A 25,502-nucleotide genomic window follows, 5' to 3' on the forward strand; every position below is an offset into this window, starting at 1 on the left:
GCCAGGCGTTGCCAGCAATGGGACTTGCGGCCCGGACGCGGCTTGCGTATCGCTCGCTTATGTCCCGCTACGATTTCACCTCACAAAGGCTGTTCCTCGACGCCGACCTCGGTGCCAGTGAGACCGTGCCGCTCGATCGCGACCAGGCGAATTATCTGGTCAATGTCCTGCGCCTGAGCCCCGGCGCCGGGGTCCTCGTCTTCAACGGGCGCGACGGCGAATGGCGCGCCGCGCTGGAGGGCGATCGCAAGCGTGCCGCGCTCCGCATCGAGGACCAGACGCGCGAACAGACGCGGCCGCCGGACCTGCACTATCTCTTCGCGCCGCTGAAGCAGGCGCGGCTCGACTACATGGTGCAGAAGGCGGTCGAGATGGGCGCCGGAAGGCTGCGGCCGGTGATCACGCGGCATACCCAGGTGCATCGGCTGAATGGCGAAAGGCTGCGCGCCAACGCCATCGAGGCGGCCGAGCAATGCGGCATCCTGACGATTCCCGCGATCGACGAGCCGGTGGCGCTCGGCGATGTGCTGGCGCGCTGGACTGCCGAATCCGGCGAGCGGCGGATCCTGTTCTGCGACGAGGACGAGACCGGCGCCGATCCAGCGGCGCGGCTCCGGGCCCTGCCACCCGCCCCGATCGCCGTTCTGATCGGACCCGAAGGCGGCTTCTCGGCGGAGGAGCGGGCGCTGCTGGCGAGCCTGCCCTTCGTCACGCCGATCGCGCTCGGACCGCGCATCCTCAGAGCCGACACGGCGGCGGTAGCGGCCCTGGCGCTGGTTCAAGCCGCGATCGGCGACTGGCGGAGTTGAAGGCCTATTTCGACAGGCGGAGCTTGTTCATGTCCTCGGCAATCTGAGAGAAGGCGGCGAGAAGGGCCGCTGAATCGGCGGCGTCGTAGAAATTTCCGTCGTTGGACGCACAGTTCTTCAGCATTGTCTTCGCCTCGGTCGCGCCCGAGATCGAACTGTCGAGCGCGTAGGCAACCGTGAAGACCTCGATGTTCTTCGCCTTGATATTGTTGCAGAGCTCGGTCGTCCAAGTGTTGGTCTGCGTCGCGATCTTGGTCGAGCCGTCGGAATTCGTGCCGGGGCTCTTATCGTGACGTCCGAAGCTGGTGCTGGTCTTGTTGGTGGTCGTGTTGCGCAGAACGGTGTTGAAACCGTCCGTCATCAGAACGAGCGCCTTGCTTGGATTGATGTTGCGACCGGAGCTGTCATAGGCAGCCGCCTCGGTGAGCGGGACGGCGGAGGATAAGGCGTTGAAGCCCCAAGCAAGTCCCGAAGGGATATAGGTGTTGTCCTTGGCCGTCAGACCGGAAATCGTGCTCTTGACCGTCGCAACATTGGTAGTCAGCGGGATCATCTGGCTGTTGCAGGTCAGATCGATATAGCCCGGATAGACGCGGGATGAATTGTCGTCCGTGACGTTGTCCGGATAATTGGGCGAGCCAACGCAGCCTGAGAAGACGTGCGGAGTCGTCTTGGCTGCATAGCAGGTTCCCTTCTTTGGCGGATCATAGGTGACGGTGTGCGAAGCCGTGCAGGTCGTCGTCGAGCAGGTCGTGGTATAGGGAACGCCGTCGCTATATTTGGTGCAGCTCGTCTTGGTCGTAGTCGACTTGTCGCAGACCGTGGCGCTGGTGACATCGGGATCGCAATAGGCATCCTTGGTCGTATTGTAGTCGTCGGGAACACTGACCCAAGGCTGCGTGCGGTTGGCGACACCGATATTGACGTATTGTCCGTATGGGATCACGGCGATCTTGACGTCGGCCTTGGGGTCGGCGGTGATCTTGGTAACCAGATCGGTCGCCGCCTGCTTGAGGCTCGACATCTTCGTTGCCGGCTGGTTCATCGACGCCGTCGTATCCAGCACCAGCGCCACTTCGAGCTTGTTGATGCTACGCACCGCCTGGCTGGCGACCGCGATCGGCAGGCTTGAGACGCCAAGGATGCTGGCGACCGTCGTCGGGACGGTGCCGGACACGGTGACGTCGATCTTGCCGCCCGCCTGCGAGAAGCTGGCGATCTTCCAGCTACCGATCGTCTGGTCCTTGAGCTGGGTATTGACCCAGTCCGTTATCATCGCCTTGGCGGCATCGTCGGACATGGACGATTTGGAGCCCACCGCGATCAGGGCCGAGTCGAGCGCATCGGCCATGCGTGACCTGGCGACGCTCGCCCGCCCATAGTCAACCGCTGCGCCCGTGGCGCCGAGAAGCGGTATGGCGGCAAGCGCAAAGGCAACCGCCACATTGCCCCGGCGATCCCGGCGAAAGAAATCGAAAAACCACATGGTCCAGCCCGCGCATCCAACCCGAATGCGGTCGATATGCGAGCTGAACCAGTAAACGAGACCTTAACAAATAATATTGGATTTAAACTTGATAAAGACCTCATTTAATCCAATTGCGATAATCCTTACTATCGATTCATAGATCGATAACCATACGCTCCTCGCTCATTCGCGCAGCGATGGAACGTCTCTGAAGAAGGCGAGCGCTTCCGGATTGGCGAGGGCTTCCTGGTTCTTGACCGGGCGGCCATGCACCACCTCGCGAACGGCCAGTTCGACGATCTTGCCGGACTTGGTGCGCGGGATGTCGGGAACCGCGACGATGCGGGCCGGCACGTGGCGCGGTGTGCAGCCGGTGCGGATGCGGGTGCGGATCACCGCCTGCAGCGCGTCGTCGAGGTCGATACCTTCGCGCAGGCGCACGAACAGCACGACGCGGACATCATGGTCCCAGTCCTGGCCGATTGCCAAGGCTTCCAGGACTTCCGGAATCTGCTCGACCTGGTTGTAGATCTCGGCGGTGCCGATGCGGACGCCGCCGGGATTGAGCGTCGCATCGGAACGGCCATGGATAACCAGGCCGCCATGCTCCGTCCATTCGGCGAAATCGCCATGACACCAGACATTGTCGAAGCGCTCGAAATAGGCGGCGTGATAGCGCGCGCCGTCCGGATCGTTCCAGAAGCCGACCGGCATGGACGGAAACGCCTTACGGCAGACGAGTTCGCCCTTGCCGGCATCCATATGCCGTCCGTCATCGTCCCAGACATCGACGGCGAGGCCGAGACCCGGCCCCTGGATCTCGCCCTTCCAGGCCGGCTTGCCCGGAATGCCGAGCACGAAGCAGGAGACGATGTCGGTGCCGCCCGAGATTGAGGCCAGATGAATGTCGTGCCTGATGCCCTCATAGACGAAGGCGAAGCTCTCCGGCGAGAGCGGTGAGCCGGTCGACGTCATCATGGCCAGCGACGAGAGGTCATGCGTCTCGATGGGGCGCAGGCCCGCCTTGGCGACGCTGTCGATGAACTTCGCCGAAGTGCCGAAAAGCGTCATGCGCTCGGCGTCAGCATAGTCGAACAGGATGTTGCCGCTCGGATGGAAGGGCGAGCCGTCATAGAGCAGCAGCGTCGCGCCGGTGGCGAGGCCCGAGGCAAGCCAGTTCCACATCATCCAGCCGCAGGTCGTGAAATAGAACAGCCGGTCGCCCTCGCCGATGCCGCAATGGAGATGGATCTCCTTCAGATGCTGCAGCAATGTCCCACCGGCGGAATGGACGATGCATTTCGGCACGCCCGTCGTTCCGGACGAGAACATGATGTAGAGCGGATGCGAAAACGGCATCGACACGGTCTCGACCGGCTTCGCCAAGTAAGGCTCCAACGCCACACGGAACGTGACCGCATGAGGCAAGCCGGCGGCGACGGCATCCGCCGTGCCGATATAGGGAACGATCAGCACCTGCGCCGCTGTCGGCAGTTGCGGCACGATCTCGGCCAGCTTCGGGGCGAGGTCGATCGTCTTGCCGGCGTAATAATAGCCATCGCAGGCAACGAACACCTTGGGCTCGATCTGGCCGAAACGGTCGAGCACGCCGCGCGGGCCGAAATCCGGCGAGCAGGAGGAGAACACCGCGCCGATCGAGGCGGTCGCCAGCATCAGCGCGATCGTCTCCGGCCGGTTGGGCATCATGGCGGCGACGCGGTCTCCCGGCTCGACACCGGACGCGCGAAGCCATTGCTGCAGGCGCGAGACGAGATCATGCAGCTCGTTCCAGGAGAGCCGACGTCGCACGCGGTCCTCACCCCAGAACACCAGCGCGTCGTCTGTGCCGTGCCGGCGCAGCAGATTGGCGGCGAAATTCAGCTTGGCATCGGGAAAGAAGCGGGCGCCCGGCATCTGGTCGCCAGCGACGAGGCGTCGCTCGCCCTTGTCGCCGGAAACGCCGCAGAAATCCCAGACGAGGTCCCAGAACGCGGCTCGGTCCTCGATGGACCAGGCATGGAGCGCGTCGTGATCGGGCAACGCACGTCCGGCCCGCGTCGCGGCAGCCGCGCGGAATCGCGTCATCGGATGGCGGCGCATGCGCTCTTCGGACGGCGTCCACAGGGGCGAGGATTCCATAAGCATCTCACACGGTCCGAGGCGCCGGAAACCTCCGGCAGGAATGCATTGCGGTGCGGCACAAATGCGCCACAGAACCATTGGATAACCGGATCATACGTGCGAGTCACGTGCCGCAAGCCGTTCGGTTTTCGGCGGAATCGTTGCGTCGCGGCCGGATTGTGCCTATCCCCTTGGCCGTTGCGCGCAGCACCAATTGCCATCGGGTAGAATGAAAAGGCTCGCTTCCCTCTCCATCGCACTCGTCGTGCTCGTCGGCGCCTTCATCATCACTGCGCCGAGCCTCGTCTCGATCGAGGTGGTGCGCCGCTCGCTCGCCTATGAGATCGCCGGCTGGGGCGGCAGCGCCCTGACGTTCGAAGGCACGCCGACGGTCGCGTTCCGCCCGTATCTCACCGTCACGTTCCCGAAGGCTCGCATCGCATCCAGCCGGAACGGCGAAACGCTCGTTTCCATGGACCAGCTCTCCGCGCAGGTTCCGCTGCTGCCGCTCCTCTTCCAGGGACGGATCGAGCCTTCCGCCTTCGATTTCCGCAAGCCGGAGTTTCATTTCGAGAGCGACGCTGCCGGCCGACCGAACTGGACGCTGCCCTACGGCCTCGATTCCACCAGCCGCGTCAGCCGCCTCACCGTGACGGGTGGTTCGATCCACTATCGCGCCGCCGACGGCCGTGTCGTCGATATCGGCGACGTCGACGCGGTGCTGCGCTGGCCAAGCGTAGCCGGGGCCGCCAGCTTCGAGGGCAGCGCCAGTTGGAGAGGACAGTCCGGCGACTTTTCGGCCTCGATCGGATCGCTGCGCGATTTCTTCGGCGGCCAGCCGACGGCGCTGCAATTCGCGCTCGCCTCGACGCCGCTGCGCACGACGTTCAACGGCCAGGTCCAGTCGGTGGACGGCCTCACCGCCAATGGCGAAATTTCGGCCGAGACTCCTTCGATCCGGCAGCTCGGCGACATATTCGGCTGGAAGCTGTCGGAACATACCGCCTATGGCGCGGCGTCGCTGCGCACTTCGCTTTCCTTTGCCCGGGGTGTCGCGACGATGGCCGATGCCGCGCTCTCCATCGATGGCAGCGACGGCGAAGGCGCGCTCGCGCTCGACCTGACCGGTCCGCGGCCTTCGCTGCAGGCGACTTTGGCATTCGACGATTTCGAGGCAGCGCCACTGGTGGAGCTTGCATCCAGTTTCGTCCGGGACGTTCGTGCCACGCCGGATGCGCCGATCGATCCCGCCCCGATGCGCTGGGTCGATTTCGATATGCGCCTTTCCACCGAACGTCTTCTCTATAGCGGAAGCAATATCGGCCGGGTCGCCGGTTCGGCCGCGCTGCGGGACGGGCGGCTCGATATTGCCCTTGCCGACATGCGGCTGTTCGACGGGCGCCTGTCAGGAAACGTGACGGCGGATGCCAGTGGACCGCGCCCATCGGCCGCGCTTCGCCTGCGCCTCGACAGCCTGCCGCTGAAGTCCCTTCCCAATGACTGGCTGCCGCTGCTCTCCGCTCGCGGAACGGCCGAAGGCACGCTCAACCTCGAAGCGGCAGGCAACCACTGGAGCGAGTTCTCCGCATCGCTCTCCGGCGATGGCGATCTCGTAATTACCGACGGCGGTCTTGACGGCGTCGACTTGACGGCACTGCGCAACGGCTGGGGCAGCGCCGATACGACCGCCCGGGCCGCTATATCGGGATCGACCCGCTTCAGCACGGCAAGTTGCGCCGTGACGATACGAGGCGATGTCGCCCGGGTCGATCAGGCCGAGGCAACCGGCAGCGATTTCAAGGTGAGCCTGGCAGGCGCCGCCGCGCTCGCCGATTCCGGCTATGACCTGCGCGGCGAAATCCGCTTTGGCACCGCGACGGGTTCGGCGGCGGAGCCGGTTCCCTTTACCGTACATGGCGACGGCAAGGGCGCACCGATCTTCGCGCCGGATCCGGCGCCGATGCGGCGAAGCGAGCAGGGCTCGGCCGGAGACGTCGCTCCGGTCCGCCTCACCGATCGGATCGTGCCGGCGGAATTCTTCGCGCGCTGACGTAGGAACACGGTCCCTGGTGCGTGAAGAGATCAGGAGCGGCACTCGCCGGTCCGATCGTACCCGGAGTTCCGATGAAAAAGCTGATCATTTCCGCTGGCCTCGCCATGATGGCCGCCTCGCTCGCCCTGCCGGCCGCGGCAGACGAGCCGGCGCCGCCGCGCGCCAAGATGATGTTCTGGTTCCTCGACAGGAATGGCGACGGCTTCATCGATGCCAGCGAGATCGAGGCGTTCCGCACCGCGCAGTTCCGCTCGATCGACCAAGATGGCAGTGGCACGCTCACCAAGGCCGAAGCGACCACGATGATCGAGACGGCGCGGCGTCCCGGACATGGCGGCAAGATGGATGGGGCCAAGCCGGACAAGGTGAAGCTCGACAAGGACGAGGCGCGAGGCGAGCGCTTCGCCAAGCGCGAGGCGGCCATGCTTCGCCGGCTGGGCTTCACGGGCGATGTCGAAACGATCACGCTGGCCGAATTCGTCGCCAAGGAGCCGGGCTGGTTCAAGCGCGCCGACAAGAACGCCGATGGCAAGATCGATCAGGCCGAGTTCCTCGCCTCTTGGGGTAGCAAGGCGCATCGGGCAATGCCAGACTGAGGAAAATGCCGTGCGGGCAGCGTTCGGCGACTGGGGGAGGACGGGTGGTATTCACCCCGCCCGAGAGCCTTATCGGAAGGTGAGCTTGCCCCCAGCGACGCCGTCGGACGATCCTGACGCCTTGCTCGCCGTCCGCCTCCAGGCCGGCGACGAGCAGGCCCTTGGTCTGCTCATGGCAAGGCATGGCGGAAGATTGCGGCAGCTCGCCCGGCGCATGACCGGGCGGGCCGACGAGGCCGAGGACATCGTGCAGGAGGCGTTCGTCGCAATATGGCGCCGCGCGGCCCGGATCGAAGTCGGTCAGGTCTCCATCGGCGCCTATCTCACCCGCACGGTGATCAACCGGTGCATCGATCGATCCCGGCGGGAGCGGATACGCCGATGGATCGGCCTCGACGTCGTTCCCGAAGTTGAGGACGAGGCTCCGGCGGCGGATGATGTCATCGAGGCCCGGTCGGAGATGCGGGCGGTCGCCCGTGACCTGACAACGCTGCCGCCGCGACAGCGCGCGGCCATCCTGCTGGTCTCAAGCGGCGATCATTCGATCGCCGAGATCGCCGAGACGATGGCGCTCTCCGTGGGGGCGGTGGAGCAATTACTGGTTCGAGCCCGCCGCACGCTGAGGGCGAGGGCGCTCGAACGGTTGAGGGCCGAAGGAAGTGAGGGGCAATGAACCAGTTTGACGAGGAGGACGGCATCCGGCGGCTGGAGCATGGTCTCGACCGCTGGGGCTCCGAGCTTGGCCGCTGGCCGGAGGCGGAGCGCATCACCGCCGAGCGGCTGCTCATCTCCAGCCAACCGGCCCGGCGCATTCATGAGGCGGCAAGGCGGGTGGACGGCGCACTTTTCGACCTCATGCGCGAAGATACACTCTCCGTTCGACGGTTTGCGCCCCGCGCCGCGATCGTGCAACGGCCATCTTTCCGGCGCATCGCTACCTGGGGTTCGGTCGGGCTCGCAGCTTCGCTGGTCGCCGGCTTCGTGATGGGCAGCGTGGTACCGCCGCCGGACGAGGAGATCGGCCCGGTCTATATAGCCGTCCAGGATGTCGATGCCGGCGACGGAGGCCTGCTGTGACCTTGACCGGCCGATGGGCGGCGCTCGTCCTCACAGCACTGGGCCTGTCGCTCTGCGCCAATTTCGTCTGGCTCGGCTTTCAGGTCTCCCGTTCCGTCGGACCGGGTCCGCAGCCACCCTCCGCCGAAAGGCTGATTTCGCTCGGGGGTGCCGCGTTGCCCAAGCCGTTGCGCGCCGAGATCGCTGCGGCGCTGGCGCCGCGACGCGACGATCTCAAGACCGCGTTCCGCCAGATGCGCGACGCGCGGCTTGCGGTCCTGCAGGCGATGCGGGCCGATCCGCTCGATCCGGCGGACCTGGAAGCCGCGTTCGCCGATCTCCGGCGCCGGCTCGACGAGGTCGCGGCGATCGGCGAGGCGGCGGTCGTCCAGGGACTCCAGCATGTCTCGCCGGAGATCCGCAGCCAGATCGAAGCATCAGGCAAGCCGAAGGCCACGGTTCGGAAGGACAATTGATCGAGGCGAAAAGTCAGACCGCGGCGAAGGCGGCGGCGGCCAATCCGCGGCTGTGATCGCGGATGTCCGCCGGCCAGAGTTCGGTCAGCGCGTCGAACGCTTCGGCGTCGCTCGCGAACAGTGCCCGGCTCGCGTCCTCGAAGCGCGGCTGGTCTCCGGCCATCGCCATCATGAAGCGATTGGCGGCTTCCTGGGCATCGCGCTTCCGGTCCCGCTCGCCATGGACGCGCCGGGCCTCATCGACGAGCTTCCGCAGCGCGACCGACGCGCCGCCCGGCTGGCGGCCCAGCCACTCCCAATGCCGCGGCAGCAGCGTGACCTCGCGAGCGACGACACCGAGCTTCGGCCGCCCGCGTCCCCTCGCTGCCGGGATGTCCATGTCGGCCGGCTCCGTTTTAGCGACCGCCTCGACCGTTTCCGGTTCGGTATCGATGCGGGCCCGCACCTCCTCCGCCGTGCCGCGAAAGTCGATCTCGATCGGACGGCTGGTGGCATCATCGAAAATCGCGACGGTTTCGCCGCGGTCGACCAGTCCCTTGACAGCGACCGCCACATCGCCGGCAAGCCCCGAGGCGACCCGCTTCAGCCCGCAAAAGGCCGTGCAATAGAGCGTACTGACAACTTTCATCGCGGCATCCTCAGCTTTCCGACCAATGGACAATTTATACCCGGATAAAATATCCGTGTCCATGACGGAAGCAGTGTGCTTGGTATCAGCCCTGTTGGGCCGCCAGCCGCTCGGCCTTCTGCCGCTCGACTTCGCGCCGCTTGCCAAACAGCGAGGCGACGAGCACGCCGACGGCAATAATGGCGATCAAGATCGTGGAGATCGCGTTGATTTCCGGCGTCACGCCGAACTTCACCTGGCTGAAGATCTTCATCGGCAGCGTCGTCGCGCCGGGACCGGTGGTGAAGCTCGCGATCACCAGATCGTCGAGCGAGAGCGTGAAAGCCAGCATCCAGCCGGCAATGACGCCCGGAAGGATCAGCGGCAGCGTGATGACGAAGAAGGTCTTGAAGGGCGGGCAACCGAGATCCAGCGCCGCTTCCTCCAGGCTGCGATCGAAGACGACGAGGCGCGACTGCACGACCACGGCGACGAAGCACATGGTCAGCGTCACATGGGCGAGCGTCACCGTCCAGAAGCCGCGGTCGAGGTCGAGCGAGACGAAGAGGAGCAGCAGTGACAGGCCGGTGATCACATCCGGCATGACGAGAGGCGCATAGATCATGCCGGAAAAGACAGTCCGGCCGAGAAAGCGGCCGAACCGCACCATGGTGATCGCGGCCAGCGTTCCGAGCACGGTCGCGATTGTCGCCGAGACGAAGGCGAGGCGCAGCGTGATCCACGCCGCATCCAGCATGGCCTGGTCCTGAAGCAGCGCGGAATACCAGCGCGTCGAGAAGCCGCCCCAGACCGTTACGAGCTTTGAATCATTGAAGGAATAGATGACGAGGATGACGATCGGCGCATAGAGGAACGCAAAACCGAGCGCGACCGAGGTCGTGTTGAACCAGCTTTGGCCGTATCTCATTTTCCGGCCTCCGCCGCCTGCTGATGATTCTGGAACAGGACAATCGGCACGACGAGGATCAGCAGCAGCACCACCGCCACGGCGGATGCCAGCGGCCAGTTCCGGTTGTTGAAGAACTCGTACCAGAGCTGCTTGCCGATCATCATCGTCCCGGAACCGCCGAGCAGCTCCGGAATGACAAATTCACCGGTGATCGGGATGAAGACCAAGAAGCAGCCGGCGACGACGCCCGGCAGCGACAGCGGGAAGGTGATCTTCCAGAAGGCCTGCGTCGGCGGGCAGCCGAGATCGGCAGCGGCCTCCAGCAGCGTCTCGTCCATCTTCTCCAGCGTCGCGTAAAGCGGCAGCACCATGAAGGGCAGGTAGGAATAGACGATGCCGATATAGACGGCCCAATTCGTCGTCAGGATGGTCAGCGGCTGGTCGATCAGCCCGGTCCAGAGCAGGAAGCCGTTGAGCAGGCCCTCATTGCCGAGAATGCCGATCCAGGCATAGACGCGGATCAGGAACGACGTCCAGAACGGCAGGATCACCAGCATCACCAGGATCGACCTCCACTGTCGCGGCGCCCGCGCCATGCCATAGGCGATCGGATAGGCGACGATGAGGATCAGCACCGTTGAGATGAGCGCGATCTGGACGCTGGAGAGATAGGACTGCCAATATTTGGACTGGCTGATCAGCGTCCAATAATTGGCAGGCGTGAAAAGCTGGAGCTGCGCCCACAGTCCCGCGATTCCATCGGCGAAATCGAGCACGGGCTTATAGGGCGGCATCGCCCTCGCCCGGGTCGAAAACGACATCTTGAAGACGTTGAAGAACGGGATGAGGAAGAAGACCAGCAGCCAGGCGAAGGGGATCGCGACCAGCAGCCATTTGAGCCAGCCGCGCTTTTCCTTGGGAGCGATCGTTTCCGTCACCGCCATGTCGTTCCCGCCCCTCATTGCCTCGTCACCGATGGCCGCTGCTAGCTCGTCAGCACCACGCCGGCATCGTTCGACCAGGTGAGCCAGACCTTGTCTTCCCAGGTGATTGGCCGCGCGACGAGCCGGGTCGCGTTGGTGATCGTCGCCTTCATGGTGGCGCCGGTTGGAAGCCGCACATGATAGATCGACACGTCACCCAGATAGCCGATATCCCAGACTTCGCCGGAAACGGCATTGACCGTCGGATCGGCTGGCGGCTCCAGCGAGATGCGCACCTTCTCCGGGCGGATCGAAAACCAGGCCTGCGAGCCGACCGGCGCCGACAGCGATTGCGCGATCTGGACCGTTGCGCCAGTGCCGACGCATTCGAGCCGCGCCTCGCCGGCCCCGCTCGCCCCGACGCGGCCTTCGAGCAGATTGATGTCGCCGATGAAATCCGCGACGTAGCGGGAATTCGGCTGCTCATAGATCTCGGCCGGCGTCGCCACCTGGACGATGCGGCCCTGGTCCATCACGGCGATACGATCGGCGACGGTCATCGCCTCTTCCTGGTCATGCGTGACGATCAGGAAGGTCATGCCGAGATTGACCTGCAGATCGGTCAGCTCGAACTGCGTCTGTTCGCGCAGCTTCTTGTCGAGCGCGCCGAGCGGCTCGTCGAGCAACAGCACCTTCGGCTTCTTGGCGAGCGACCTTGCCAGCGCCACGCGCTGGCGCTGGCCGCCGGAGAGCTGGTGCGGTTTGCGGCGGGCGAATTTCTCCAGCTTGACGAGGGCGAGCATCTCCTCGACACGCTGCGCCATCTCGGCCTTCGGCATGCCAGCCTGTTTCAGGCCGAAGGCGATATTGTCCCAGACGCTCATATGCGGAAACAACGCATAGGACTGGAACATCATGTTCGTCGGGCGCCGGTAAGGGGGAATGCCGACCATATCCTGCCCGTCAAGCAGCACCTGGCCTTCGGTCGGATTGTCGAAGCCCCCAAGCATGCGCATCAAGGTCGTCTTGCCGCAGCCAGACGGGCCAAGCAGGGCGAAGAACTCACGCTCGTAGATCTTGAGGCTCAGATTGTCGACGGCGACGAAATCGCCAAAGCGTTTGGTGACGTTGCGAAATTCGATGAAGGGCTTGGAGCTGGGGTCATTCCAGGGCGCAAAGGAGCGCCGAACCGGACCGATCGCAAGACCCACCATGCTCTAACCCCCATTTCGCCGGAAGAAGCCGCCCGCAGCGAGATGCAGCGGGCGGCCGATGATGCGCACGGGCCGACTAGTTGCCGGCGAGGATCTTCTGCCAGGTGTCCGTCAGAGCATCCTGCACATCCTCGCTGTTCGGCGTAGTCGTGTAGAGATGCGCGAAAGTATCCGGCAGCGGGTAGATCGACGGATCCTTCAGGATCGCCGGGTCGACATATTTCTGGGACTCGAGATTGCCGTTGGGATATTTCACGAAATTCGTCGCCTTGGCGATGACTTCCGGCTTCTGGATGTAGTTGATGAAAGCGAGAGCCGCCTCGGGGTTAGGCGCATCCTTGGGGATCACCATCGAATCCATCCAGAGCAGCGCGCCTTCCTTCGGGATCGAATAATGCACGTCGATGCCGGCCTTGGCGCCGTCCTTGGCCTGCAGAATGTCACCGGAGAAGGAGAAGACGAGGCAGGCCTCGCCCGTCGCCAGCGGGTTGATCAGCGAGGAGTCGAACTTGCGGATATAGGGGCGGACCTTCATGAGGAGGTCGGCGGCCTTCTGCAGATCTTCCGGGCTCTTGGAATCGGCAGGAAGGCCGAGATAGTTGAGCGCCGCGGGCATCACGTCTTCGGCCGAGTTCAGCAGATAGATGCCGCAATCGGCAAACTTTGCCGCCACTTCCGGCTTGAAGATCATGTCCATGGAATCGACCGGCGCGTTCGGCATGCGCTGGTCGATCTTGACCTTGTCATAGCCGAGGCCCGTGGTGCCCCACATATAGTTCACGGCGTATTTGTTGTCCGGATCATAGGTCGCGAGGCGCTTGTAAATGTCCGGCCAGGCATATTGGAGGTTCGGGATCTTGGCCTTGTCGAGTGGCTGGAAGGCGCCGGCCTCGATCAGGATCTGCATGTTGCGATCAGTCGGGACGACGATGTCGTAGCCCGAGCGGCCGGCATACATCTTGGCTTCGAGCGTCTCCATCGCGTCATAGACGTCATAGACGACCTTGATGCCGGTTTCCTTGGTGAAATCCTTGAGGATGGAATCGTCGATATAGTTCGACCAGTTGTAGATGTGAACTTCCTGGTTCGCAGCCGAGGCAACCAGGGTGCTGCCAGCAACCAGCATTGTCGACAAGGCCAGCCGGCCCAGCAATTCCTTCATTCGCACTACCTCCGGAACGGCGCCCGCGGAGATCGATGCGCCCCCGTCAAGCCTGCCTGATGTTCAGGACGTTATGAGGCTTTTTGCGTCAGCTCAACCGTTTCCTTTTGCGCTGCGACAACTCCGTCCCGCAAGGCGCGGCAGTTGACTTCATCGGCTGGCTGGCGTCACTTCCGAGGTAAAGGCTAGAGGCCCAGGAGACGCTGTGACGAAGCGGAAGAAACCGTTGAAGCCGTTGAAGCCGCTCGAAGATGCGCGGCGCGGCGCCACTTCGCTTGAGGAGGCGCGCGACTGGCTGAAGCAACGAGGCATCGAGGATATCGAGTGCGTCGTTCCGGATCAGGCCGGCGTCGCCCGCGGCAAGATGATGCCGGTATCGAAGTTTCTGGCCGGCGCGACCATGTCGATGCCGGGCTCGATCCTGACCCAGACGATCACCGGCGACTATCCGCCTGACGATGACGACTACAAGAGTGATGAGGCCGACCAGGACATCTTGTTCGAGCCGGACTTTTCGACGCTCGCCGTCGTGCCATGGGAAACGGACCCGACGGCGCAGCTGATCCATGACGGCTATCACCGCGACGGGCGGCCGGTGGAAACGGCGCCGCGCCAGGTGCTGCGCCGCATGGTCGAGCTCTATCACCATCAGGGCTGGAACCCGGTGGTGGCGCCGGAAATCGAGTTCTATCTCGTCAAGCCCAACCACGACCCGGACTATCAGCTTGAACCGCCGACGGGGCGCTCGGGCCGGCCGGAAGCCGCGCGCCAGTCCTATTCGATCGCCGCGATCAACGAGTTCGACGATCTATTCGACGACATCTATGATTTCTCCGAGCAACAGGGCCTCGAGATCGACACGCTGATCCACGAGGAAGGCGCGGCGCAGATGGAGATCAACCTCCTGCACGGTGATCCGCTGGCGCTCGCCGATCAGGTGTTCCTGTTCAAGCGCACCATCCGCGAGGCGGCGCTGCGGCACGATATGTATGCGACCTTCATGGCCAAGCCGATGTCGCGCGAGCCGGGTTCGGCCATGCATATCCACCAGTCGGTCACCGACCGCGACACGGGCAAGAACATCTTCTCCGATGCCGATGGCGACCCGACGCCGGAGTTCTTCGCCTTCATTGGCGGCTCGCAGAAATATTTGCCGGCCGTCATGTGCATGCTGGCGCCCTATGTGAACTCCTATCGCCGGCTGGTCCGCTCTTCCTCGGCGCCGGTGAACACACAATGGGGTTACGACAACCGCACGGTCGGCCTGCGCGTGCCAAATTCGAGTCCGTCCGGCCGTCGGCTGGAAAACCGTCTGCCGTCATCCGACGCCAATCCCTATCTGGCAATCGCCGCCTCGCTGGCCTGCGGCTATCTCGGCCTGATGGAAGGTCTGAAGCCCGGCGAGCCGGTGACCGGATCGGCCAATTCCGACGAGATCGACCTGCCACGTTCGATCCTCGAAGCGGTGTCGCTGTTTCAGGAGTGCGAGGAACTGGTCGAGATCTTCGGTCAGCGCTTCGTGTCGACCTACCGCGCGATCAAGCAGGCCGAATACGAGACGTTCATGCAGGTGATCAGCCCGTGGGAGCGGGAATTCCTGCTTCTGAACGTCTAGGGCGCTATCGGCTCGGTGTGCGAGCTTTCGGCCTGCGCTTTCGTCGCCGCGTCGAACGGCGATGACGGCGATCATCTTCGCTACCGCGACACAGGGCAGTCGGTACCTTGACCCAGCTTTCCAACATCACGGCCGATTATCGCGCTCGCGACGCCGCCCATCACATCCATCCCTTCTCGGACATGAAGGCGCTCAATGCCGAGGGCAGCCGCGTGATCGTGCGCGGCGAGGGCTCCTGGATCTGGGACAGCGACGGCAACCGCATTCTCGATGGCATGTCGGGGCTCTGGTGCGTCAATATCGGCCATGGCCGCCCGGAAATCGCCGCGGCGGTCCAGCGCCAGATGGCGGATATTTCCTACTACAACACCTTCTTCAAGACGACGCATCCGCCGGCGGTGGCGCTCGCCGAGACGCTCGCCCGTCTGGCGCCGCCGCAGTTCAACCACGTCTTCTTCTGCGGTTCCGGCTCGGAGGCGAACGACACCGTCATCCGCATGGCTCGGCATTATTGGGCGAGCCTCGGCAAGCCGAACAAGAATGTGCTGATCGCGCGCAAGAACGGCTATCACGGCTCGACCATGGGCGGCGGCAGTCTTGGCGGCATGTCCTCAATCCATTCGCAGGGCGGCTTGCCGATCCCCGGAATCCACCACATCGCCCAGCCCTACTGGTTCGGCGAAGGCGGCGAGGCGAGCCCCGAGGAATTCGGCATCCTCGCCGCGCGCGAGCTTGAGAAGGCGATCGAGGCGATCGGCGAGGAGAACATCGCAGCCTTCGTGGCCGAGCCGATCCAGGGCGCGGGAGGCGTCATCATCCCGCCCTCCACCTATTGGCCGGAAATCGCGCGCATATTGAAAGATCGCGAGATCCTGCTGGTCGCCGACGAGGTCATCACCGGCTTCGGCCGCACCGGCAACTGGTTCGGATGCGAGACCTTCGGCATCGAGGCCGACCTGATGCCGATCGCCAAGGGCCTTTCCTCCGGCTATCTGCCGATCGGCGGCGTCATGGTTTCGGACAAGGTGGCCGATGTGCTGATCGGGCCGGGCGGCGAATTCAATCACGGCTTCACCTATTCCGCCCATCCGGTGACGGCAGCGGCTGCGATCGAGAATTTGCGGATCCTTGAGGCCGAGAATCTGGTCGAGCGGGTGCGGGGCGATATCGGGCCCTATCTGCAGAAGCTCTGGCTGGCGCTCGGTGACCATCCGCTCGTCGGCGAAGCGCGAATGACCGGATTGATGGGCGCGCTGGAACTGGTGCCGAGCAAGCCCTCACGCGCGAAGCACTTTCCCGATACGGGCAAGGTCGGCACGATCGCGCGCGATTTCTCGTTCAAGAACGGCCTGGTGATGCGCGCGGTGCGTGACTCGCTGATCATCGCCCCCCCGCTGACGCTCAGCCATGACGAGGCGGATATCCTGGCCGCGACGGCGCGCAAGACGCTCGACGATACGTGGGCCGAGGTGAAGCGGCTGGGGCTGGTTTGATGCCGGGCCGGGTCTCCGTCGCATTCCCGCCCCCCTTGTGGGGGAGAGGTCCCGCCGCCTTCATCGACATCGCCCCATGACCGACCGACCGCCTTCCTGGTATGAGGCGACGGCCGACGGGAAGCTCGCCTTCCCGCCGCTCGACGGCGACACCAAGGCCCATGTCGCGATCATCGGCGGCGGCTTTACGGGCTTGTCGGCCGCGCTGCATCTGGCAGAAGCTGGCATCGACACGATCCTGATCGAAGCGAACACCATCGGCTGGGGCGCTTCGGGGCGCAATGGCGGCCAGCTTCACACCGGCCAACGCCGCGACCAGGACTGGCTGGAGCGCCATGTCGGGCGGCTGGCGGCGCATGAGCTATGGAACCTTGCCGAGGAGGCCAAGGCGCTGGTCATGGCGCTGATCGACAGGCACGGCATCGACGCCGAATGGCGCCCCGGCCTGATCGAGGCGGTCCACAAGCCGCGCCTCGTCGACGAAGAGCGGCACTATGTGGACAAGCTTCGCGACGACTACGCCTATCCGCATGCGGAGTGGATAGAGCGCGACCGCCTGGCCGCGAGGATCGGCACGGGCGACTATTATGGCGGGCGGTTCGACCGCACAGCCGGCCATCTCCATCCGCTCAAATTCGCACAGGGCCTCGCCCGCGCCGCATCCAGGGCCGGGGCGCGGCTCCATGAGCAAACGCCGGCGATCCGTCTCCTCGACGGGGCGACGCCGACGATCGAGACGGCACGCGGGCGCATTCGCGCCGACATCATCGTCCTCGCCGGCAACGGCCTCCTCGACGGCATCGATGCAGAGACCGAGACGCGGGCGATGCCGATCAAGAACTACATCCTGACGACGGCGCCGATCGGCGCCGGTGCACCCGGCGGGCTTATTCCCGGTGGCGAGGCGGTGTCGGATTCGCGCTTCGTCGTCTATTACTGGCGCCCGACGGCGGATGGCCGCATCCTGTTTGGCGGCGGCGAAACCTATTCGCGCCGCGACCCCTCCGACATCACCGCGTTCGTGCGCAGGCATCTCCTGAAGATCTATCCGCAACTGGCGGGCGCCCGCATCGACCACGCCTGGGGCGGCACGCTCGCCGTCACCGTCAATCGGCTGCCGTTCTTGCGCCGGCTAAGTACCGGAGTCTATGCGGCTTCCGGCTATTCGGGTCAGGGCGTCGCGCTGGCGCCGTTCGGGGGCAAGATCATCGCCGATGCGATCCTCGGTGATCCGGGCCGCCTCGACGCCTTCGCCGCTCTGCCCTGCCCGCGCTTTCCCGGCGGCAAGCTGCTGCGCTGGCCGGCGCTGGTTGCGGGCATGAGCTGGTACGCGCTCCGGGACCGGATCTGAAGAAGCTCTACCGCTCCCCGATTGCCGACAGCGCCACGATCGCGGCTGAGGCGCGGTTTTCGACGCCGAGCTTCTGGTAGATCGTTTCCAGATGCTTGTTCACGGTGCGCGGCGAGAGGCCGAGGATTTCGCCGATGTCGCGGTTGGATTTTCCGCGCGTGATCCAGAGCAGTACCTCCGCCTCGCGCTGCGTGACGGCGAACTGGCGGCGCAGCGCCGCCTCCTGGCCGCTGTCATTGTCGCCGGTCAGACGGAACAGGAACTCGTCTTCCCCGGTATTGCCGAGGAAGGAGAGTTGAAGCTGGCGCCCACCCTCGACGATGATCGGCGTCGGCGGGGAGACGGCGCCGCGCTGACCGGCCGCGACCTTGAGCCAGACGCGAACCGTCTCGGGCAGATGGATGGTACCGCCGCGACTCGGCAGCGCCGCCTCAAGCAGCTTCGCGGCCTGCGGCGTGCACCAGAGGATCTCGCCGTTGCGATTGGCCGCCAGGAGGAAGCGGCCCGCAGTATCGAGTGCCAATCGGGCGCTCTGCGCGGTGCGCGCATTGGCGAGGTGGACGCGGATGCGGGCGAGGAGCACGTCGAGCACGATCGGCTTCGTCACATAGTCGACGCCGCCGGCTTCCAGCCCTTCAAGGATGTGCTCGGTCTCGGAAAGCCCGGTCATGAAGATGATCGGCACATGGCTGAGCGCGGCGTTGGCTTTCAGACGGCGGCAGGTCTCGAAACCGTCCATGCCCGGCATGAGCGCATCCATGAGGACGATGTCGGGGGTGATCCGCTCGACGAGAGCCAGCGCCCGCGCCCCCTCGGTCGCGACCAGAACCGTGGCGCCGGAATGCTCCAGCGCGTCCGTCAGGAAGGAGAGCGTCTCGGGTGAATCGTCAACGACCAGGACGATGTCGCGCGCGCGCGATACTTCAGTCATGGCTCGCCATCGCCTCCAGGACGGAATGGTACTGCGCGAAATCGAAATTGCGGATGTGGACCCGCATCGCCGCGACGAAGGCCTGATTATCCGCATCCGTCTCGAGCCGGGCGAGTTTCGCCTCGATCCCCCGGACATAGCCGATATGGCCGAGGTCTAGAAGTTCGCGCACATGGCCGGCGCCCGGACTGCGCAGCGTCGCGTCCGATTCCGCCTTGGGCGGTACAGACGCCTCGTCGATCCAATCTATGCGCAGCAGAGCCTGAATGCGGTCCAGCAGTTGTCGAACATCGAAAGGCTTCGGCAGCGCCCCGTCATGAACCGCGTCCTCGGCCTTCTGCGGCTGCATCTCGCCAAGATTGGCGGACAGCATCACGATCGGCGCCCCATGGCCGCTTTCGCGCAGCCGCGCCGCCAATTCCCATCCCGTCATGCCGGGCATGGATATGTCGAGCAGGAAGATATCCGGCCTTATGTCACCGGTGAGCGCTAGGCAGGAAGGCCCATCCGGCACGGCGAGCACGATGAAGCCCAGCGGCTCCAGGATCTGGCGCACCAGGTCGCGGTGATCCTCGTCGTCGTCGGCGACGAGGACGGTGCGCCGCGGCCCCTCATAGCCGAAGATGCGCCGAGGCGGCGCGGGCGAAGGCAGAGGCCGGTCGATGGCGGCGAGCATCAGCCTTACGGTGAAGCGGCTGCCGATGCCGGGCTCGCTCATGACCGCCAGATCGCCGCCCATGAGCTGCGCCAGCATCTTGGTGATGGTCAGGCCGAGGCCGGTACCGGGCACCAGCTTCGCCACGGAGCTGGTGCCGCGCTCGAAGGGCTCGAAGATGCGCTCGATATCCTCGGCCGGAATGCCGGGCCCGGTATCCTCGACCGTGATGGTCGCGATCTGGCTGCGATAGGCGATCTTCAGCACGACGATGCCGCTCTCGGTGAACTTGATCGCGTTGGACAGCAGGTTGACCAGGATCTGACGCAGCCGTTTCTCGTCGGTCGCGATCACCTCCGGCAGCCGATCGGGGCGATCGAAGCGGAAGGTGAGCCCCTTCGCTTCTGCCTGGAAGCGGAACATGTCGACGATCTGGTCGAGGAAATCGCCAAGCCGCACCTCGTCGCGCTGCAATTGCAGCCGACCCGCCTCGATCCGCGAAATTTCGAGCAGCCCGTCGATCAGGCCGGAGAGATGCTCGGCGCTGCGGCGAATGACGGAAATGTTGCCGCGGCGGACACGCGGGATCGCCTCGTCGCGCTCCAGGATCTGCGCATAGCCGAAGACCGCGTTGAGAGGCGTGCGAAGCTCGTGCGAGAGGCCGACGAGATAACGGCTCTTGGCGAGGTTCGCGGCCTCCGCCACCTCCTTGGCGCGCTGCAATTCGGCGTCGGTGCGCTGGTGCGCGCTGATCTCGCGCAGCAGCAGCGTCGTCTGCCGCGCCGATTCCTCCTGCGCGACATGGCGGCTCTCATTGGCGAGGACGAGGAACCAGGAGGCAATACCGGAGACGATCAGGAGGATGAAGAAGGCGGCCCAGAGCGTCTGGCCGATGATGGCGCTATGCGCGCCGCCATAGGAGGTCGCCTGGACGTGGATCAGCATAAGGACAAGGCTGATCACGGCCATGAACAAGGTCAATATGCCAAAATACTGGACGATGCGCGGGCTGATCCGGGCGGCGACGCTTCGGGGCAGCACCGCCGAAACCGCCTCGCTGACCTGGGTCTGCAGCCGTGCATGCGGCTTGCAGAGATCGTGGCAGCGGGCGTCGAGCGAGCAGCAGAGCGAGCAGATCGGCCCCGAATAGGCCGGGCAATAGGCGCTGTCTTCCGGCTCGAAGAAATGCTCGCAGACCGTGCATTGGATCTCCTTCAGGAGGTGCCAGTGAGCCCGAGGCTTCCTTGCCAAATAGAAGCGACCGCCCGTCAGCCAGGCGATGGCGGGCGCGGCGACAAGCGAAATGCCGAGCGCGATGAAGGGGGCGAACGCCTTCGCCGTCTCGCCGAAGAGGCCCACCGCGGCGATCAGCGAGATCGAAGCAGCAATGCCCATACTGCCGACGCCGACCGGGTTGATGTCGTAGAGATGGGCGCGCTTGAACTCGATGCCTGGAGGAGAGAGGCCGAGCGGCTTGTTGATGGCAAGGTCGGCAACGATCGTGCCGAGCCAGGCGACGGCGACGACCGAGAACAGGCCGAGCGTCTGCTCAAGCGCGCGATAGATGCCGAGTTCCATCAAGAGCAGCGCGATCGCGACGTTGAACACGAGCCAGACGACGCGGCCCGGATGGCTGTGCGTCAGGCGCGAGAAGAAGTTCGACCAGGCGAGCGAGCCCGCATAGGCGTTCATCACGTTGATCTTCAATTGCGAGACCACGACGAAGGCGGCGGTGAGGAAGAGTGCCGCGTCCTGCCAGGGCAACACATAGCCGAAGGCGACGACATACATGCGTGCCGGCTCGGCCGCATGCTCGGCCGGGACGCCATGGCGCAGTGCCAGCACCGCGAGGAAGGAGCCGAAGAGAAGCTTCGGCGCGCCGACGATGATCCAGCCGGCGCCGGCGAGCAGCATGGCGAGGCGGCCACGCCAGCCTCCGGGGCCGGAAGGGGGCACGAAGCGCAGTATATCGACCTGCTCGCCGATCTGCGGCATCAACCCGAGGATGACGGAACAAGAAGCGCCGAAGGCGACGAGGTCGAAGCTCGACCCACGCGCCGAGGCGAGGCCGGGAAAGGATAGCCATTCCGAGACCGAGCCCCAGTCCTGCCACAGTATGAACCCGACCGGCAGGATGTTGAGGACGATCCAGAGCGGCTGTGTCCAGATCTGGAAACGGCTGATCCAGGTGATGCCGTGGGTGACAAGCGGAATGACGGCGGCGGCGGAGAGGATGTAGCCAAGCCAGATCGGTATACCGAAGGCAAGCTGCAGCGCCGTCGTCATGATCGACGCTTCGATGGCGAAGAGGATGAAGGTGAAGGTGGCGTAGATCAGCGAGGTGATCGTCGAGCCGATATAGCCGAAGCCGGCGCCGCGGGTCAGCAGGTCGATGTCGACGCCGTAGCGCGCGGCATAGCGGGCGATCGGCAGGCCGGTGAGCAGCAGCACGACGCCGACGACCAGCGTCGCGGCGATGACGTTGACCGTGCCGTGCGACAGGGTGATCGTGCCGCCGATCGCCTCCAATGCCAGGAAGGAGATGGCGCCGATCGCCGTCTGCGCGACGCGCGGCGACGACCAGCGGCGGGCGCTCTTCGCGGTGAAGCGGAGCGCGTAATCCTCCAGCGTCTGGTTGGCGACCCAGCGATTATATTCCCGGCGGACCGGAAGAATACGCTGCCGGCCCGCTATGCTGCCTCTGCTCACTCGATAAGCCTGCCTAGGAATTCAGCGAAAACTGTAGCGATCCGGCGCGCCAGCGCAAGGAAAGACCGGCCCTTCGATGCGTTTTGCCGGATCGGCCCGGCGGCAGTGGGAGCGACCCTACGTCGTTCGACGTATATGCTGCGTTGCGAAAACCATCGGACATTCCCCCCGAGCGTCACGGAGTCCCGGCCTCCAATGAGGTCTCCGCGCCGTTTCGATCCGTGAACCAACCGCAATCGCCGACCCGCTTCCGGGGCGGCGAGAAGCAACAGGGGGAATTCCAGATGTTGAACAAGGTGAGCCGTACCATCGGCGCCCTTGCGACGGCGGCCATGATCGGCGCCGGCGTAACGAGCGCGATGGCCGCGGAAGACACAATCAAGGTCGGCGTGCTGCATTCGCTCTCGGGCACGATGGCGATTTCCGAGACGACGCTGAAGGACACCGTTCTCTTCCTCATCGACGAGCAGAACAAGAAGGGCGGCCTTCTCGGCAAGAAGCTCGAGGCCGTCGTCGTCGACCCGGCGTCGAACTGGCCGCTCTTCGCGGAAAAGGCCCGCGAACTGATCAGCCAGGACAAGGTTGCCGTCGTGTTCGGCTGCTGGACCTCCGTGTCCCGCAAGTCGGTCCTGCCGGTCTTCAAGGAGTTGAACTCGATCCTGTTCTATCCGGTCCAATATGAGGGACAGGAATCCGAGCGGAACGTGTTCTACACGGGCGCTGCCCCGAACCAGCAGGCCATTCCCGCCGTCGACTACCTGATGAGCGCCGATGGCGGCTCGGTGAAGCGTTGGGTCCTCGAAGGCACCGACTACGTCTATCCGCGCACGACCAACAAGATTCTCGAGGCGTACCTGAAGTCGAAGGGTGTCGCCGAAGAAGATATCATGGTCAACTACACGCCGTTCGGCTTCTCCGACTGGCAGACGGAAGTCGCGGCGATCAAGAAGTTCGGCTCCGCCGGCAAGAAGACGGCGGTGGTTTCAACCGTTAACGGCGACGCCAACGTTCCCTTCTACAAGGAACTCGGCAACCAGGGCATCAAGGCGACCGACATTCCGGTCGTGGCCTTCTCGGTCGGCGAAGAAGAACTGGCCGGCATCGACACCAAGCCGCTGGTCGGCCATCTCGCCGCCTGGAACTACTTCGAATCGATCGATACGCCCGCGAACAAGGCGTTCATCAAGAAGTGGCATGCGTTCATCAAGAACGACAAGCGCACCACCAATGACCCGATGGAAGCCACCTATATCGGCTTCAACGCCTGGATCAAGGCCGTGCAGGCTGCCGGCACGACCGATACCGATCCGGTCATCAATGCGCTCATCGGCACCGCCGTGCCGAACCTCACGGGTGGATACTCGGCCGTCATGCCGAACCACCACATCACCAAGCCGGTCTATATCGGCGAGATCCAGGGCAACGGCCAGCTCGACGTGGTGTGGCAGACCAAGGGTCTTCTTCCGGGCGATGCCTGGTCGCCCTACCTGCCGGAATCCAAGAGCCTGATCTCGGATTGGCGGTCGCCGCTCTCCTGCGGAAACTACGACGTCGCCACCGGAAAGTGCGGCGGCTGACGGCAACGCATGGCACGGATCCTGCTTTGCGATCCGTCTGGAAAAAGCGCCGGAGGCGGTGATCGCCGCCTCCGGGCAACCCCAGGGCCCCAAGACATCTTGCCGCCCGGACCCTCGTGACGCCTGAACGGACATCGTTGACCATGCGTGTTTCGCTCCCGTCCCTCTCGACCCTGGCTGCCGCCTTCTTGCTGATCCTGACGGCATTCAACCCGGCTTTCGGCGCGGATATCCGCCCGGAGGTCAACGCGCTCGGCAATCCCGGCTATTCGTCGCTGAAGGACGCGATCGCGGCGCTGGCGGCAACCGGCGACCCCGCCGTTCCCGCCTTGCTGCAATCGCTCAGCGATGGCGAGCTTTACGTCCGCGCGGCCGACAGCGCCGTCTTCAAGGTCACGGAGACCGATGACGGCTACAATTTGCTCGATCCGCTGACGGGCGAGGACGCCGGACCGGCGGCCGCCGACGAAGTCAGCAAGATCACCGTCAACAATTCCGTCCGCGAGACGATCAGCGCCTCGCTTGGCCTGATGACCCTGCTTTCGCCCGACCCGCAGAAACGGCTCGCCGCGGCAGGCGACGTCTACAAGAGCCAGGATCCCAAGCAGATTCCGCTGCTCGATACAGCGATCGCCAAGGAGACCGACAAGAAAGTCACCGCAGCTCTGCAGATGGCGCGGGCCGCGGCCGTGCTTCGCTCCGATATGGGCGATGCCGACAAGCTGGCTGCCGTCGATGTCATCAGTGCGCGCGGCGACCAGGATGCCGTCTCGCTGTTGTCCTCGTTCTTTGCCACAGCCCCGGATGGCTCCGCTAAGACGGCGGCGGCTTCCGCGATCTCCACCATCCAGGGGACGTTGCAGCTCTGGAGCGGCCTACAGAACGTATGGTACGGCGTATCGCTCGGCTCGGTGCTGCTGCTCGCCGCGATCGGCCTGGCCATCACCTTCGGCGTGATGGGCATCATCAACATGGCGCATGGCGAGATGGTCATGCTCGGCGCCTACACGACCTTCGTCGTGCAGGACATCATCCGCACCTCCTATCCCGAATTGTTCGACTGGTCGCTGGCGATCGCCCTGCCGCTCGCCTTCCTCGTTTCGGGCGCCGTCGGGGTGCTGATCGAGCGCTCGGTGATCCGCTTCCTCTATGGCCGGCCGCTGGAGACGCTGCTCGCGACCTGGGGTATATCGCTGATCCTGCAGCAGGCGGTCCGCACCTATTTCGGCCCGAACAACCGCGAGGTCGGCAACCCGTCCTGGATGTCCGGCACCTTCGACCTCGGCCATCTCGCCATCACCTATAACCGCATGTGGATCGTGGTCTTCGCGCTCGGCGTCTTCGCCGTGCTGATGCTGGTACTGAAGCGCACGCCGTTCGGCCTGCAGACCCGAGCGGTGACGCAGAACCGTCCGATGGCCTCCTCGATGGGTATTCGCACGCCTTGGGTCGATGCGATGACCTTCGGTCTCGGCTCGGGCATTGCCGGCATCGCCGGGGTCGCACTCAGCCAGATCGACAATGTCAGCCCCAATCTCGGCCAGAGCTACATCATCGACAGCTTCATGGTCGTCGTGTTCGGCGGCGTCGGCAATCTCTGGGGCACGCTGGTCGGCGCCTTCACGCTCGGCATCGCCAACAAGTTCCTGGAGCCGTATGCGGGCGCCGTGCTCGCCAAGATCCTGGTGCTCGTCTTCATCATCCTGTTCATCCAGAAGCGTCCGCGGGGCCTCTTCGCCCTCAAGGGCCGGTCGGTGGAGGCGTGAGCATGATTGC

The 25,502-nt window shown here is 64.5% G+C and carries 20 protein-coding genes; 11 read left to right on the plus strand and 9 right to left on the minus strand.

Annotated features, from left to right (window positions below):
• Positions 1–59: 59 nt before the first annotated feature.
• A complete protein-coding gene (locus OSH05_RS06840) occupies positions 60–809 on the plus strand; it encodes a 16S rRNA (uracil(1498)-N(3))-methyltransferase (RefSeq protein ID WP_104217642.1) in 750 nt (249 codons plus the stop codon).
• 4 nt (positions 810–813) lie between these two features.
• Here the strand turns inward: OSH05_RS06840 and OSH05_RS06845 are convergent, their stop codons facing one another.
• Complete coding sequence (locus OSH05_RS06845) at positions 814–2,253, minus strand: pilus assembly protein TadG-related protein (protein WP_266352104.1); 1,440 nt, start codon at positions 2,251–2,253, stop codon at positions 814–816.
• A gap of 207 nt (positions 2,254–2,460) precedes the next feature.
• Positions 2,461–4,416, minus strand: coding sequence for an acetoacetate--CoA ligase (locus OSH05_RS06850; RefSeq protein WP_165801418.1), 1,956 nt, complete (start codon positions 4,414–4,416; stop codon positions 2,461–2,463).
• A 211-nt stretch (positions 4,417–4,627) separates the two neighbouring features.
• On the opposite strand from OSH05_RS06850, the gene OSH05_RS06855 reads away from it, so the two are divergent.
• From OSH05_RS06855 to OSH05_RS06875, 5 genes are all read left to right on the plus strand, one after another.
• Positions 4,628–6,448 carry an AsmA family protein gene (locus OSH05_RS06855; RefSeq protein WP_104216955.1) on the plus strand — a complete coding sequence of 607 codons (1,821 nt, stop codon included), beginning with the start codon at positions 4,628–4,630 and terminating at the stop codon, positions 6,446–6,448.
• Positions 6,449–6,522: 74 nt separating this feature from the next.
• The gene (locus OSH05_RS06860) at positions 6,523–7,047 is read left to right on the plus strand and encodes an EF-hand domain-containing protein (RefSeq protein ID WP_104216954.1); all 525 of its coding nucleotides are present in this window, start codon (positions 6,523–6,525) and stop codon (positions 7,045–7,047) included.
• A gap of 85 nt (positions 7,048–7,132) precedes the next feature.
• On the plus strand, positions 7,133–7,720 hold the full coding sequence (locus OSH05_RS06865) for an RNA polymerase sigma factor (protein ID WP_165801417.1): 588 nt from the start codon (positions 7,133–7,135) through the stop codon (positions 7,718–7,720).
• A complete protein-coding gene (locus tag OSH05_RS06870) occupies positions 7,717–8,124 on the plus strand; it encodes a hypothetical protein (protein WP_165801416.1) in 408 nt (135 codons plus the stop codon). The genes OSH05_RS06865 and OSH05_RS06870 overlap by 4 nt, the downstream gene beginning before the upstream one ends.
• Positions 8,121–8,579, plus strand: coding sequence for a periplasmic heavy metal sensor (locus OSH05_RS06875; RefSeq protein ID WP_165801415.1), 459 nt, complete (start codon positions 8,121–8,123; stop codon positions 8,577–8,579). Before OSH05_RS06870 ends, OSH05_RS06875 begins: the two co-directional genes overlap by 4 nt.
• Before the next feature lie 13 nt (positions 8,580–8,592).
• Here OSH05_RS06875 and OSH05_RS06880 read toward each other — a convergent pair whose 3' ends face one another.
• The 5 genes from OSH05_RS06880 to OSH05_RS06900 all read right to left on the minus strand — a co-directional run bounded on the left by OSH05_RS06880 (position 8,593) and on the right by OSH05_RS06900 (position 13,401).
• Complete coding sequence (locus tag OSH05_RS06880; protein WP_104216951.1) at positions 8,593–9,207, minus strand: DUF2239 family protein; 615 nt, start codon at positions 9,205–9,207, stop codon at positions 8,593–8,595.
• 85 nt (positions 9,208–9,292) lie between these two features.
• The gene (locus tag OSH05_RS06885) at positions 9,293–10,114 is read right to left on the minus strand and encodes an ABC transporter permease (protein ID WP_104216950.1); all 822 of its coding nucleotides are present in this window, start codon (positions 10,112–10,114) and stop codon (positions 9,293–9,295) included.
• Positions 10,111–11,040 carry an ABC transporter permease gene (locus tag OSH05_RS06890; RefSeq protein WP_104216949.1) on the minus strand — a complete coding sequence of 310 codons (930 nt, stop codon included), beginning with the start codon at positions 11,038–11,040 and terminating at the stop codon, positions 10,111–10,113. Before OSH05_RS06890 ends, OSH05_RS06885 begins: the two co-directional genes overlap by 4 nt.
• A gap of 41 nt (positions 11,041–11,081) precedes the next feature.
• Complete coding sequence (locus tag OSH05_RS06895) at positions 11,082–12,233, minus strand: ABC transporter ATP-binding protein (protein WP_207778673.1); 1,152 nt, start codon at positions 12,231–12,233, stop codon at positions 11,082–11,084.
• A 76-nt stretch (positions 12,234–12,309) separates the two neighbouring features.
• Positions 12,310–13,401 carry a polyamine ABC transporter substrate-binding protein gene (locus OSH05_RS06900; RefSeq protein ID WP_407660352.1) on the minus strand — a complete coding sequence of 364 codons (1,092 nt, stop codon included), beginning with the start codon at positions 13,399–13,401 and terminating at the stop codon, positions 12,310–12,312.
• A 199-nt stretch (positions 13,402–13,600) separates the two neighbouring features.
• Here OSH05_RS06900 and OSH05_RS06905 point away from each other — a divergent pair, with 199 nt between their 5' ends.
• The 3 genes from OSH05_RS06905 to OSH05_RS06915 all read left to right on the plus strand — a co-directional run bounded on the left by OSH05_RS06905 (position 13,601) and on the right by OSH05_RS06915 (position 17,854).
• On the plus strand, positions 13,601–15,010 hold the full coding sequence (locus OSH05_RS06905; protein ID WP_207778672.1) for a glutamine synthetase family protein: 1,410 nt from the start codon (positions 13,601–13,603) through the stop codon (positions 15,008–15,010).
• 107 nt (positions 15,011–15,117) lie between these two features.
• Positions 15,118–16,503, plus strand: a complete 1,386-nt coding sequence (locus OSH05_RS06910) for an aspartate aminotransferase family protein (protein ID WP_104216946.1) — start codon at positions 15,118–15,120, stop codon at positions 16,501–16,503.
• A gap of 76 nt (positions 16,504–16,579) precedes the next feature.
• Positions 16,580–17,854 (plus strand): NAD(P)/FAD-dependent oxidoreductase, encoded by a 1,275-nt coding sequence (locus OSH05_RS06915; RefSeq protein WP_104216945.1) that lies wholly within the window; start codon positions 16,580–16,582, stop codon positions 17,852–17,854.
• A 7-nt stretch (positions 17,855–17,861) separates the two neighbouring features.
• Here the strand turns inward: OSH05_RS06915 and OSH05_RS06920 are convergent, their stop codons facing one another.
• Complete coding sequence (locus OSH05_RS06920) at positions 17,862–18,785, minus strand: response regulator transcription factor (RefSeq protein WP_104216944.1); 924 nt, start codon at positions 18,783–18,785, stop codon at positions 17,862–17,864.
• The gene (locus OSH05_RS06925) at positions 18,778–22,134 is read right to left on the minus strand and encodes an ATP-binding protein (RefSeq protein ID WP_104217640.1); all 3,357 of its coding nucleotides are present in this window, start codon (positions 22,132–22,134) and stop codon (positions 18,778–18,780) included. The genes OSH05_RS06920 and OSH05_RS06925 overlap by 8 nt, the downstream gene beginning before the upstream one ends.
• A gap of 302 nt (positions 22,135–22,436) precedes the next feature.
• On the opposite strand from OSH05_RS06925, the gene urtA reads away from it, so the two are divergent.
• Both urtA and urtB read left to right on the plus strand, forming a co-directional pair.
• A complete protein-coding gene (gene urtA, locus OSH05_RS06930; protein WP_407660383.1) occupies positions 22,437–23,726 on the plus strand; it encodes an urea ABC transporter substrate-binding protein in 1,290 nt (429 codons plus the stop codon).
• A gap of 143 nt (positions 23,727–23,869) precedes the next feature.
• Positions 23,870–25,492, plus strand: coding sequence for an urea ABC transporter permease subunit UrtB (gene urtB / locus OSH05_RS06935; protein WP_104216942.1), 1,623 nt, complete (start codon positions 23,870–23,872; stop codon positions 25,490–25,492).
• The last annotated feature ends 10 nt before the right edge of the window (positions 25,493–25,502 follow it).

It is taken from the genome of Kaistia algarum (genome assembly GCF_026343945.1).
Taxonomy (GTDB): Bacteria; Pseudomonadota; Alphaproteobacteria; order Rhizobiales; family Kaistiaceae; genus Kaistia; species Kaistia algarum.

Coding starts and splice junctions, on each gene's coding strand:
- OSH05_RS06840 (WP_104217642.1), top strand. CDS start 60: ATGTCCCGCTACGATTTCACCTCACAAAGGCTGTTCCTCGACGCCGAC.
- OSH05_RS06850 (WP_165801418.1), bottom strand. CDS start 4,416: ATGGAATCCTCGCCCCTGTGGACGCCGTCCGAAGAGCGCATGCGCCGC.
- OSH05_RS06855 (WP_104216955.1), top strand. CDS start 4,628: ATGAAAAGGCTCGCTTCCCTCTCCATCGCACTCGTCGTGCTCGTCGGC.
- OSH05_RS06860 (WP_104216954.1), top strand. CDS start 6,523: ATGAAAAAGCTGATCATTTCCGCTGGCCTCGCCATGATGGCCGCCTCG.
- OSH05_RS06870 (WP_165801416.1), top strand. CDS start 7,717: ATGAACCAGTTTGACGAGGAGGACGGCATCCGGCGGCTGGAGCATGGT.
- OSH05_RS06880 (WP_104216951.1), bottom strand. CDS start 9,207: ATGAAAGTTGTCAGTACGCTCTATTGCACGGCCTTTTGCGGGCTGAAG.
- OSH05_RS06885 (WP_104216950.1), bottom strand. CDS start 10,114: ATGAGATACGGCCAAAGCTGGTTCAACACGACCTCGGTCGCGCTCGGT.
- OSH05_RS06890 (WP_104216949.1), bottom strand. CDS start 11,040: ATGGCGGTGACGGAAACGATCGCTCCCAAGGAAAAGCGCGGCTGGCTC.
- OSH05_RS06895 (WP_207778673.1), bottom strand. CDS start 12,233: ATGGTGGGTCTTGCGATCGGTCCGGTTCGGCGCTCCTTTGCGCCCTGG.
- OSH05_RS06915 (WP_104216945.1), top strand. CDS start 16,580: ATGACCGACCGACCGCCTTCCTGGTATGAGGCGACGGCCGACGGGAAG.
- OSH05_RS06920 (WP_104216944.1), bottom strand. CDS start 18,785: ATGACTGAAGTATCGCGCGCGCGCGACATCGTCCTGGTCGTTGACGAT.
- urtB (WP_104216942.1), top strand. CDS start 23,870: ATGCGTGTTTCGCTCCCGTCCCTCTCGACCCTGGCTGCCGCCTTCTTG.